Origin of the sequence: Streptomyces sp. NPDC127097 (assembly GCF_042724075.1) — a bacterium.
In the GTDB taxonomy this organism is placed as follows: Bacteria; Actinomycetota; Actinomycetes; order Streptomycetales; family Streptomycetaceae; genus Streptomyces.
Map to the genome: position 1 here is coordinate 132,164 of NZ_JBHXFI010000017.1, position 10,480 is coordinate 142,643.

12 protein-coding genes and 3 tRNA genes are annotated in these 10,480 nt (G+C 70.6%); 11 read left to right on the plus strand and 4 right to left on the minus strand.

Annotated features, from left to right (window positions below):
* Window positions 1–85 precede the first annotated feature (85 nt).
* Window positions 86–748, minus strand: a complete 663-nt coding sequence (locus ACFWJW_RS16085) for an NAD(P)H-binding protein (RefSeq protein ID WP_387240607.1) — start codon at window positions 746–748, stop codon at window positions 86–88.
* Between the two features lie 76 nt (window positions 749–824).
* Window positions 825–2,087: an amidohydrolase family protein gene (locus ACFWJW_RS16090; RefSeq protein WP_042155814.1), complete on the minus strand. Its 1,263-nt coding sequence runs from the start codon at window positions 2,085–2,087 to the stop codon at window positions 825–827.
* Between the two features lie 182 nt (window positions 2,088–2,269).
* Here ACFWJW_RS16090 and ACFWJW_RS16095 point away from each other — a divergent pair.
* The 6 genes from ACFWJW_RS16095 to ACFWJW_RS16120 all read left to right on the plus strand — a co-directional run bounded on the left by ACFWJW_RS16095 (window position 2,270) and on the right by ACFWJW_RS16120 (window position 4,804).
* Window positions 2,270–2,342, plus strand: a tRNA-Thr gene (locus ACFWJW_RS16095).
* A gap of 46 nt (window positions 2,343–2,388) precedes the next feature.
* Window positions 2,389–2,461, plus strand: a tRNA-Met gene (locus ACFWJW_RS16100).
* Between the two features lie 89 nt (window positions 2,462–2,550).
* Window positions 2,551–2,715, plus strand: a complete 165-nt coding sequence (rpmG, locus tag ACFWJW_RS16105; protein WP_006604855.1) for a 50S ribosomal protein L33 — start codon at window positions 2,551–2,553, stop codon at window positions 2,713–2,715.
* An 84-nt stretch (window positions 2,716–2,799) separates the two neighbouring features.
* A complete protein-coding gene (locus ACFWJW_RS16110) occupies window positions 2,800–3,252 on the plus strand; it encodes a MaoC family dehydratase N-terminal domain-containing protein (protein ID WP_042155816.1) in 453 nt (150 codons plus the stop codon).
* A gap of 1 nt (window position 3,253) precedes the next feature.
* Complete coding sequence (locus tag ACFWJW_RS16115; RefSeq protein WP_042155818.1) at window positions 3,254–3,688, plus strand: MaoC family dehydratase; 435 nt, start codon at window positions 3,254–3,256, stop codon at window positions 3,686–3,688.
* Between the two features lie 60 nt (window positions 3,689–3,748).
* The gene (locus ACFWJW_RS16120; protein ID WP_387240612.1) at window positions 3,749–4,804 is read left to right on the plus strand and encodes a UDP-N-acetylmuramate dehydrogenase; all 1,056 of its coding nucleotides are present in this window, start codon (window positions 3,749–3,751) and stop codon (window positions 4,802–4,804) included.
* A gap of 37 nt (window positions 4,805–4,841) precedes the next feature.
* On the opposite strand, the gene ACFWJW_RS16125 is transcribed toward ACFWJW_RS16120, so the two are convergent.
* Window positions 4,842–5,885, minus strand: coding sequence for an adenosine deaminase (locus ACFWJW_RS16125; protein ID WP_387240615.1), 1,044 nt, complete (start codon window positions 5,883–5,885; stop codon window positions 4,842–4,844).
* Between the two features lie 141 nt (window positions 5,886–6,026).
* A complete protein-coding gene (locus tag ACFWJW_RS16130) occupies window positions 6,027–7,262 on the minus strand; it encodes a pyridoxal phosphate-dependent aminotransferase (protein ID WP_387240618.1) in 1,236 nt (411 codons plus the stop codon).
* A 183-nt stretch (window positions 7,263–7,445) separates the two neighbouring features.
* Here ACFWJW_RS16130 and ACFWJW_RS16135 point away from each other — a divergent pair.
* From ACFWJW_RS16135 to rplA, 5 genes are all read left to right on the plus strand, one after another.
* Window positions 7,446–7,518, plus strand: a tRNA-Trp gene (locus tag ACFWJW_RS16135).
* 108 nt (window positions 7,519–7,626) lie between these two features.
* Entirely contained in the window at window positions 7,627–7,923 is a 297-nt protein-coding gene (gene secE / locus ACFWJW_RS16140) for a preprotein translocase subunit SecE (RefSeq protein ID WP_018090919.1), read from the plus strand.
* A 73-nt stretch (window positions 7,924–7,996) separates the two neighbouring features.
* Window positions 7,997–8,863: a transcription termination/antitermination protein NusG gene (gene nusG / locus ACFWJW_RS16145; protein ID WP_387240622.1), complete on the plus strand. Its 867-nt coding sequence runs from the start codon at window positions 7,997–7,999 to the stop codon at window positions 8,861–8,863.
* A gap of 168 nt (window positions 8,864–9,031) precedes the next feature.
* Window positions 9,032–9,466 (plus strand): 50S ribosomal protein L11, encoded by a 435-nt coding sequence (gene rplK / locus ACFWJW_RS16150; protein ID WP_009715899.1) that lies wholly within the window; start codon window positions 9,032–9,034, stop codon window positions 9,464–9,466.
* A gap of 82 nt (window positions 9,467–9,548) precedes the next feature.
* Window positions 9,549–10,265, plus strand: coding sequence for a 50S ribosomal protein L1 (gene rplA, locus ACFWJW_RS16155; RefSeq protein WP_387240625.1), 717 nt, complete (start codon window positions 9,549–9,551; stop codon window positions 10,263–10,265).
* The last annotated feature ends 215 nt before the right edge of the window (window positions 10,266–10,480 follow it).

The following is a 10,480-nucleotide window of genomic DNA, read 5'->3' on the forward strand; positions in this document are numbered from 1 at the left end:
TCTATTCCGGGCGCCGCCACTGGTGAGATGGGGCCGGTCACCAGCTTAAATGGTGGACACGGGCCCCTTCGTCATGTCCCGCCGCTCAGCGCCCGGCCACCGCCCGCACCGCGTCCTCCACCGGCACCTCCCCGCCGATCAGCTCCAGCGTCCGGCCGATGGTGGCCGGCTCGTCGAGCAGCGCCACCAGGACGGCCGCCACGTCGTCCCGGCTCACCTCGCCGCGGCCGGTCGTGTCGGCCAGCGCCACCAGGCCCGTGCCGGGGTCGTTGGTCAGCCGGCCCGGCCGCAGGATCGTCCAGTCCAGCCCGGCGCGGGCCCGTACGTCCGCGTCCGCGGCGCCCTTCGCCCGCAGGTACGCGGCGAAGACCGGGTCGGTGCCCTCGGGGGGCTCACGGTCCGCGCCCATGGACGAGACGACGAGGAAGCGCCGTACCCCGGCCGTCTCGGCCGCGTCCGCGAAGAGCGCCGCCGCGCCGCGGTCCACCGTGTCCTTGCGTTCGATGCCACTGCCCGGCCCCGCGCCCGCCGCGAAGACGGCCGCGTCGGCGCCCTCCATGTGCCGGGCGACGTCCTCCACCGACGCCGACTCCAGGTCGCAGACCACCGGTTCGGCCCCCGCGGCCAGCACGTCACCGGCCTGTTCCGGCCGGCGGATGATGCCCGCGACCTCGTCCCCGCGCTTGGCGAGCAACCGCTCCAGCCGCAGCGCGATCTGACCATGTCCACCTGCGATGACAATGCGCATGATCCCGACCGTACGCCGAAGCGCCGCCACGGAGCGCGGGACCGGCCGGGACGGGGTGCCTTCTCGCCGCCGCGGCTCAGCGCTGCGACTGCCGCGGCAGCTCCAGCGCCACGTCCGCCGCCGAGTCGCAGTACTCCCGCACCGCGCTGGTGCGGGCGACCACCCGCCCGCGGTGGATCACGATCCGGCTGTACGCGAGCGAGAGCACCCCGGCGATCCGCTCGCCCCGCACCGCCAGCAGCTCCGCGGGAAAGCCCGCCTCGACCCGTACCTCCGGCAGCCCCAGCGTCGCCCGCGCCGCCGAACTCACGCTCTCGTAGGCCGCCTCCGGCGTGGCCTCCCCCAGGGAGGCCAGCAGATACGCCGCCTCCAACGGGTCACCGCGCCCCACTGGATTCGCCACGTCCCGCAGCGCCCCGCTGCCCGCCGCCACCTGGACGCCGGCCGCCCGCAGCAGCCGTACGGGCGCCGGCCGCGACACCCGCGAGCCGTACCGCTCCAGCCCCGTGCAGTCGCCCTGCGGCAGACAGACGACGGCGACCCCGGCGGCCGCCAGCTGCTCGGCGACCCGCGCCGCCACGCTCCGCGGCATCCGCGCCATCCCGGCACACGGGCCGAGCGCGACGCCCGGCCGCAGCCCGCCGGACATCGCCGCGAACCGCGCCAGCCGCGCCGGATCGTCCCCGTCGGTGTGCAGATCCACCGGGCAGCCGTGCTCCCCGGCCAGCTCCAGGACCGTCTCGACGTACCCGGCCGGATCGGGGTCGAGGTCCGGACAGCCGCCGATGACCGAGGCGCCCATCTTCACCGCGTCCCGCAGCATCGCCAGCCCGTCCGCCCCGGCCACCCCGGTCAGCACCCGCGGCACCGCGACCGCCGCCAGATCGGCCAGCCCGCGCAGCGACCGGCGCGCCTGGAGCACCGCCTCCAGCGAGCGCAGCCCCTGGACGTCGCCGATCCTGACGTGGCTGCGGGAGGCGGTGGCGCCGTGCCCCAGCTGGAGCAGCGCGGCCTCGGTCGTCCGGCGCTGCACGTCTTCGGGCGAACGGGACGCGGGGCCGTCGGAGTCGGCGGTCAGGGCGGTGTCGCAGTGCGCATGGGGTTCGGCGGGGGCGGGGAGCAGGAGGTAGCCGGCGAGGTCGACGCGGGCGCCCTGCGGGGCGAGGCTGCCGGCCGTCCCGACGGCCTCGATGCGTCCGCCACCGAGCCGTACGTCGACGGTCCGCCCGTCGGCGAGCCGGGCGCCGCACAACACCAGCGCACCGCTCTCCGACCTGGCGAACCGGCCGGGCCCGACGGGCTTTCCCGGCTGCGGCTGCGGCGAACTGCTGTCGGACATCGCGCTCCTCGAAGGCACCGGCGTGCAAGATCACGCAGCGTTCTGCCGAGCCTAGGCCGCTGCCGGGAGAGCGTTGCGCAGGCGCGAAATAGTCGTACCGGTGTGGTGCGCGGGGCCCCAGTGGCACGGCCCCGATACGGATTTCACGTTTGGCGGCGGGCCGTGTAATGTCTTCATCGCTCGCCCCAATAGCTCAGTCGGCAGAGCGTCTCCATGGTAAGGAGAAGGTCTACGGTTCGATTCCGTATTGGGGCTCTGATGTGTGAGGTTCCCGCCTTCGGGCGGGGTCCCCTCGCATCACAGCGGTGTAGCTCAGTCGGTAGAGCAAGCGGCTCATAATCGCTGTGTCACCGGTTCAAGTCCGGTCACCGCTACTGACAGTAGCCGATTGTGGGGTCGGTCCTCCGATCGGCTACTCTTTTATGCGTTAATCCGACCACCCGTCCGTCCAAGGAGCACTCACGTGGCTGCCACCGACGTCCGCCCGAAGATCACGCTGGCCTGCGTGGAGTGCAAGGAGCGGAACTACATCACCAAGAAGAACCGGCGCAACGACCCGGACCGTCTTGAGATGAAGAAGCACTGCCCCCGTTGCAACTCGCACACCGCGCACCGCGAGACGCGATAACACAGGCTCGCCCGTGAGGCCGTCCCCATTAGTGGGGGCGGCCTCACGGCGTTGTCACCATCAGTACAGGGAGGTTGCGAGCCCATGGCGCTCGACCAGTCTTTTGTCGGACGCACGTACCCGCCCACCGACCCGTACGAGGTCGGCCGGGAAAAGATCCGCGAATTCGCCGAGTCGATCGGCGACCCCAACCCCGCTTACACGGACGCCGAAGCGGCCAAGGCACTCGGGTACTCCGATGTGATCGCCCCGCCGACTTTTGTGTTCGCCATCACTTTCAAGGCCGCGGGACAGGTCATCGAGGACCCGCAACTGGGCCTGGACTACAGCCGGGTGGTGCACGGCGACCAGAAATTCGCCTACACCCGGCCGGTGCGCAGCGGGGACCGGTTGTCCGTCACCTCCACCATCGAGGCCATCAAGACCATGGCGGGCAACGACATCATCGACATCCGCGGCGAGGTGCACGACGAGGCGGGCGAACACGTCGTGACCGCGTTCACCAAGCTGGTGGCCCGTGCCGCGAAGGAGGCGTGAGATGACCGCGAAGATTTCCTATGACGAGGTCGAGGTCGGCACGGAACTCCCGGCGCAGACCTTCCCGGTGAGCCGCGCCACGCTCGTCCGGTACGCGGGCGCCTCCGGTGACTTCAACCCGATCCACTGGAACGAGAAGTTCGCCAAGGAGGTCGGGCTGCCGGACGTCATCGCGCACGGCATGTTCACGATGGCCGAGGCGATCCGGGTGGTCACCGACTGGGCCGGGGACCCGGGCGCGGTCGCCGAATACGGGGTGCGCTTCACCAAGCCCGTCATCGTCCCCAACGACGAGACCGGCGCACTGATCGAGGTCAGCGCCAAGGTCGCCGCCAAGCTGGACGACGACGACCGTACGGTCCGCGTCGACCTCACCGCGATGAGCGCCGGCCAGAAGGTGCTGGGCATGTCCCGCGCCGTGGTCCGCCTCGCCTGAGCCGGGGCCGCCGGGGCGGCCGGCCGAGCGCTGTCGGACCGCCCCCGTACCCTTGGGCGCGTGCAGGAACTCCACGACGCCCCCCTCGCCCCGCTGACCACCTTCCGCCTCGGCGGCCCGGCCACCCGCCTCGTCACGGCCACCACCGACGACGAGGTGATCGCGGCCGTCCGCGCGGCCGACGACACCGGGACCCCGCTGCTGATCATCGGCGGCGGCAGCAACCTCGTGATCGGCGACAAGGGCTTCGACGGCACGGCCCTGCGCATCGCCACCCGCGGCTTCGCGCTCGACGGCACGGACCTCACGCTCGCCGCGGGCGAGAACTGGTCCGACGCGGTCGCCCGCACGGTCGAGGCCGGGCTGGCCGGTGTGGAGTGCCTGGCCGGCATCCCCGGCTCCGCGGGCGCCACCCCGATCCAGAACGTGGGCGCGTACGGCCAGGAGGTCTCCGCCACGATCACCGAGGTCGTCGCCTACGACCGCCGCCTCGGCGAGACCGTCACGATCCCCAACGCGGAGTGCGGCTTCTCCTACCGCCACAGCCGCTTCAAGCAGCACCCCGACCGCTTCGTGGTGCTGCGGGTGCGCTTCGCCCTGGAGGACGCCGGGGGCCTCTCCGCGCCCCTGAAGTACCCCGAGACGGCCCGCGCCCTCGGCGTGGAGGCCGGGGACCGGGTCCCGGCCGCCGTCGCCCGGGAGACCGTGCTGGCACTGCGCGCCGGCAAGGGCATGGTGCTGGACCCCGAGGACCACGACACCTGGTCGGCGGGCTCGTTCTTCACCAACCCGATCCTCACCGAGGCCGAGCACGCCGCCTTCCTCCGCCGCGTCCAGGACCGCCTCGGCCCCGACGTCGCCCCGCCCGCCTTCCCGGCCGGCGACGGCCTGGTGAAGACCTCCGCGGCCTGGCTCATCGACCGGGCCGGCTTCACCAAGGGCTACGGCAGCGGCCCCGCCCGCATCTCCACCAAGCACACCCTCGCGCTCACCAACCGCGGCGCGGCCACCACCGAGGACCTGCTCGCTCTGGCCCGCGAGGTCCGCGGCGGCGTGCACGCGGCCTTCGGCGTCACGCTCGTCAACGAACCCGTCACGGTCGGCGTCAGCCTCTGACCGGTCCCTGGAGGGCCTTCACCGGCCCCTGGACGGCCTACGCGGCCAGCCAGGCGTCGATCTCCGCCAGCAGCCGCTGCTGCTCGTCCTGCGGCGCGCAGGAGCCGCGGACCGACTGCCGGGCCAGCTCGGCCAGTTCGGCGTCGGTGAAGCCGTGCGCGGTGCGGGCGATCTCGTACTGCGCGGCCAGCCGGGCGCCGAACAGCAGCGGATCGTCCGCGCCCAGCGCCATCGGCACGCCCGCGTCGAAGAGCGCCCGCAGCGGCACGTCCTCCGGCTTCTCGTAGACGCCCAGCGCCACATTCGACGCGGGGCACACCTCGCAGGTCACCCCGCGCGAGGCCAGCCGGCTCAGCAGCACGGGATCCTCCGCGGCCCGTACGCCGTGCCCCACCCGGCCGGCGTGCAGATCGTCCAGACAGTCCCGGACGCTCGCCGGCCCCGACAGCTCACCGCCGTGCGGCGCCGCCAGCAGGCCGCCCTCCCGGGCGATGGCGAAGGCGCGGTCGAAGTCCCGGGCGAAACCGCGGCGTTCGTCGTTGGACAGCCCGAAGCCGATCACGCCGCGGTCGGCGTAGCGCACCGCGAGACGCGCGAGCGTACGGGCGTCCAAGGGGTGCTTCATCCGGTTCGCGGCCACCAGGACACGGATTCCGAGCCCGGTGTCCCGGGAGGCGCTCCGCACCGCGTCCAGGATGATCTCCAGGGCCGGGATCAGCCCGCCCAGCCGCGGGGCGTACGAGGTCGGGTCGACCTGGATCTCCAGCCAGCGCGACCCGTCGTGGACATCCTCCTCGGCGGCCTCCCGCACCAGCCGCTGGATGTCCTCGGGCGTTCGCAGACACGACCGGGCGATGTCGTACAGCCGCTGGAAACGGAACCAGCCGCGCTCGTCCGTGGCCCTCAGCTGGGGAGGTTCACCGCTGCGCAGCGCCTCCGGCAGATGGACGCCGTACTTGTCGGCGAGGTCCAGCAGGGTCGCGGACCGCATCGACCCGGTGAAGTGCAGATGCAGATGGGCCTTCGGCAATCGGCGCAGATCTCGAACAGGGGCTTCCTCGCGGGCACGAACGCTCTCCATCCCAAGATCTTGCCGCATCCGGGCGGTGCGCCGGTAGGTCTTTCCCGAAGGGGCGTCCGGGGGAACGTGCGAACGGGCCCCGGAACATCGGGGCCCGTTCGCATCGATCGGTGGCTGGTGTCCTACTCGGCGGCCGGTGTCCTACTTGGCCTCGGCCAGCAGCTTCTGGATCCGCGACACGCCCTCGACCAGGTCCTCGTCGCCCAGCGCATACGAAAGCCGCAGGTAGCCGGGGGTGCCGAAGGCTTCACCCGGGACGACGGCGACCTCCGCCTCCTCCAGGATCAGCTCGGCCAGCTCGACGCTGCTCTGCGGGCGCTTGCCGCGGATCTCCTTGCCCAGGAGCTCCTTGACCGACGGGTACGCGTAGAAGGCGCCCTCCGGCTCCGGGCACAGCATCCCGTCGATCTCGTTGAGCATCCGCACGATGGTCTTGCGGCGCCGGTCGAAGGCGACCTTCATCTCCTCGACGGCCGTCAGATCGCCGGAGACCGCCGCGATCGCCGCGGCCTGCGCGACATTGGAGACGTTGGACGTGGCGTGCGACTGGAGGTTCGTGGCGGCCTTGATGACGTCCTTGGGGCCGATCGCCCAGCCCACCCGCCAGCCGGTCATCGCGTAGGTCTTCGCCACACCGTTGACGATGACGCACTTGTCGCGCAGCTCGGGCACGACCACCGGCAGCGACGAGAACGTGGCGTCGCCGTAGACCAGGTGCTCGTAGATCTCGTCGGTCAGCACCCACAGGCCGTGCTCGGCGGCCCAGCGGCCGACCGCCTCGACCTGCTCGCGGCTGTAGACCGCCCCGGTCGGGTTCGACGGCGAGACGAACAGCAGCACCTTGGTGCGGTCCGTGCGGGCCGCCTCCAGCTGCTCCACGGTCACGCGGTAGCCCGTGGTCTCGTCCGCGACGACATCGACCGGCACCCCGCCGGCCAGACGGATCGACTCGGGGTACGTGGTCCAGTACGGCGCCGGGACGACGACCTCGTCGCCCGGGTCGAGGATCGCTGCGAACGCCTCGTAGATCGCCTGCTTGCCGCCGTTCGTCACCAGGACGTTCGCCGGCTCGATCTCGTAGCCGGAGTCGCGCAGCGTCTTCGCGGCGATCGCGCTCTTCAGCTCGGGGAGCCCGCCGGCCGGGGTGTAGCGGTGGTACTTCGGGTTGCGGCAGGCATCGATCGCCGCCTCGACGATGTAGTCGGGCGTCGGGAAGTCGGGCTCACCGGCGCCGAAGCCGATCACCGGGCGTCCGGCGGCCTTGAGGGCCTTCGCCTTGGCGTCGACGGCGAGGGTCGCGGACTCGGAAATCGCACCGACACGGGCCGAGACACGGCGGTCGGCAGGGGACGAAGCGGGAGGAGTGGCAGCGCTCATACCTGCATCGTCCCAGACCTCTGACAACCCCGGCACATGGATCGGCGGGCACCACCCGGGACGTTTCTGTTCGACGCCCGGCTCTGAAACACGTACACTCGCTGACCGTTGGCTCCCGACAGGTCGCCGCGGTGCACGCACGTAGTGCAGTCGGCCGCATGCGGTAGGTTGGGGGAACCACAAAGGGTCGTAGCTCAATTGGTAGAGCACTGGTCTCCAAAACCAGCGGTTGGGGGTTCAAGTCCCTCCGGCCCTGCTACACGCACTTCGTCACCACAGTGCGTGCACGCGTACGTATGAAATGCACCGCCGTGCGGCTCAACCGGGCGCGGCACGGCCACGACCCGGATTCAGGTGAGGACGAGTGACGGACGCCCTGGGCTCCATCGACATGCCTGAGCGCGGTCGTTCCGAGGACGAAACCGCGGAATCCCAGAAGAAGCCCCGTCGCGGCGGCAAGCGCGGCAAGAAGGGTCCCTTCGCGCGTCTCGCGCTCTTCTACCGCCAGGTCGTGGCGGAACTCCGCAAGGTCGTCTGGCCCACGCGCAGCCAGCTGTCGACGTACACCACCGTGGTGATCGTCTTCGTTGTCATCATCATCGGTCTCGTAACCGTGATTGACTTGGGAATCAACCGAGTCGTCGGGTACGTCTTCGGCTGATCCCGCGGAGGGCGCCTCAGCGGGCGCCCATTTCGCATGTTCAACCCCTTGAAGCCAGGAAGAAGCAGCCACCGTGTCTGACCCGAACCTGAACGACGCCGCCGACTCCGCCGAGACGGCAGCGGCCGACGTGGACGCGGCTGCCTCGGCCGAGGTCCAGGGCGACGACACCGAACTCGAGATCGTCCAGGCCGCCGACGAGACCGACGAGCTGGACGCCGAGGACGCCGCCGCCGGTGAGCCCGCCGAGGCCGCCGCGGTGCACGTCGAGGACGAGGACGAGGACGAGGCCGTCGGTGAAGCCGCCGAGGAAGAGGAGCCGGTCGACCCGGTGGCCGCCCTCCGCGACGAACTCCGTGGCCTCCCCGGTGAGTGGTACGTCATCCACACCTACGCGGGTTACGAGAACCGCGTGAAGACCAACCTCGAACAGCGTGCCGTTTCGCTGAACGTCGAGGACTACATCTTCCAGGCCGAGGTGCCGCAGGAAGAGGTCGCCCAGATCAAGAACGGCGAGCGCAAGACCATCCGCCAGAACAAGCTCCCGGGCTACGTGCTGGTGCGCATGGACCTGACGAACGAGTCCTGGGGCGTCGTCCGCAACACCCCGGGCGTCACGGGCTTCGTCGGCAACGCCTACGACCCCTACCCGCTGACGCTGGACGAGATCGTCAAGATGCTCGCCCCGGAGGCCGAGGAGAAGGCCGCCAAGGAGGCCGCCGCGGCCGAGGGCAAGCCGGCGCCGTCCCGCAAGGTCGAGGTCCAGGTGCTGGACTTCGAGGTGGGCGACTCCGTCACCGTCACCGACGGCCCGTTCGCGACGCTCCAGGCCACGATCAACGAGATCAACGCCGACTCGAAGAAGGTCAAGGGCCTCGTCGAGATCTTCGGCCGCGAGACCCCGGTCGAGCTGAGCTTCGACCAGATCCAGAAGAACTAGGTTCTTCCGGAACACCAGCCAAATCGACCAGGTCAGACGGGCTCACAGCCGGTCTGACCTGCTCGGTTTTTGGCCGCACGACCATACCCGTTATCGTTGTGCGGTATGCCTCCATCCGGATGACCGGATGGATCGGCGAAACACCTCTCACTAGGACCCGGAGAGAGCATGCCTCCCAAGAAGAAGAAGGTCACGGGGCTTATCAAGCTCCAGATCCAGGCCGGTGCCGCAAACCCGGCTCCGCCGGTCGGCCCCGCGCTGGGTCAGCACGGCGTCAACATCATGGAGTTCTGCAAGGCCTACAACGCCGCGACCGAGTCGCAGCGTGGCATGGTCGTGCCGGTGGAGATCACGGTCTACGAGGACCGTTCCTTCACCTTCATCACCAAGACCCCGCCGGCCGCGAAGCTCATCCTGAAGGCCGCGGGCGTGGAGAAGGGCTCCGGCGAGCCGCACAAGACCAAGGTCGCGAAGATCACGCGTGACCAGGTCCGTGACATCGCCACCACCAAGATGCCCGACCTGAACGCCAACGACCTGGACGCCGCCGAGAAGATCATCGCCGGCACCGCCCGTTCCATGGGCATCACGGTCGAGGGCTGATCCCAGCCCTTCAGGCACCACACGTGGCAGGGCCAGGCGCTGGTCCGCACCACGACTCCACCCCACTGCATCAGGAGCAGAAGTGAAGCGCAGCAAGACTCTTCGCAACGCGGACGCGAAGGTCGACCGGGAGCGTCTGTACGCCCCGCTCGAGGCCGTCCGTCTCGCCAAGGACACCGCGTCCGTCAAGTTCGACGCGACCGTCGAGGTCGCCATGCGTCTGGGTGTCGACCCGCGCAAGGCCGACCAGATGGTCCGTGGCACCGTGAACCTCCCGCACGGCACCGGTAAGACCGCCCGGGTCCTGGTCTTCGCGACCGGTGACCGTGCTGCGGCCGCGGAAGCCGCCGGCGCCGACATCGTCGGCTCGGACGAACTGATCGACGAGGTCTCCAAGGGCCGTCTGGACTTCGACGCCGTCGTCGCCACCCCGGACCTCATGGGCAAGGTCGGCCGCCTCGGCCGCGTGCTCGGTCCGCGTGGTCTGATGCCGAACCCGAAGACCGGCACCGTCACCCCGGATGTCGCCAAGGCTGTCACCGACATCAAGGGCGGCAAGATCGAGTTCCGCGTGGACAAGCACGCGAACCTCCACTTCATCATCGGCAAGGTCTCCTTCGACGAGGCCAAGCTGGTGGAGAACTACGCCGCGGCGCTCGAGGAGATCAACCGCCTCAAGCCGTCCGCCGCCAAGGGCCGCTACATCAAGAAGGCCACCATCACCACCACGATGGGCCCTGGCATCCCGGTGGACTCCAACCGCACCCGCAACCTCCTCGTCGAGGACGAGGCCGTCTGATCTTCCCGATCGGCGGCTCGTAGCGTGTGAGCCACTGTCGTCAGGCCCCGCTCTCCGGCCAGGAGGGCGGGGCCTGACGCATGCTGTGCCGCCCTCAGCGGCCCCGTTGGCCCCCTGGGGCGAGGGCGGGGCGCAGGGCGCGCTCCAGCGGCCGGGCGCGCGCCCATGGCCCCCCCGCCGGGGATTTTCCAGAACCCGGGCGCACCCGGAACCTA

Excerpts from the sequence above, each read along its gene's own strand:
- ACFWJW_RS16085 (WP_387240607.1), bottom strand. The coding sequence starts at position 748 with ATGCGCATTGTCATCGCAGGTGGACATGGTCAGATCGCGCTGCGGCTG.
- ACFWJW_RS16090 (WP_042155814.1), bottom strand. The coding sequence starts at position 2,087 with ATGTCCGACAGCAGTTCGCCGCAGCCGCAGCCGGGAAAGCCCGTCGGG.
- ACFWJW_RS16110 (WP_042155816.1), top strand. The coding sequence starts at position 2,800 with ATGGCGCTCGACCAGTCTTTTGTCGGACGCACGTACCCGCCCACCGAC.
- ACFWJW_RS16115 (WP_042155818.1), top strand. The coding sequence starts at position 3,254 with ATGACCGCGAAGATTTCCTATGACGAGGTCGAGGTCGGCACGGAACTC.
- ACFWJW_RS16125 (WP_387240615.1), bottom strand. The coding sequence starts at position 5,885 with ATGGAGAGCGTTCGTGCCCGCGAGGAAGCCCCTGTTCGAGATCTGCGC.
- ACFWJW_RS16130 (WP_387240618.1), bottom strand. The coding sequence starts at position 7,262 with ATGAGCGCTGCCACTCCTCCCGCTTCGTCCCCTGCCGACCGCCGTGTC.
- rplK (WP_009715899.1), top strand. The coding sequence starts at position 9,032 with ATGCCTCCCAAGAAGAAGAAGGTCACGGGGCTTATCAAGCTCCAGATC.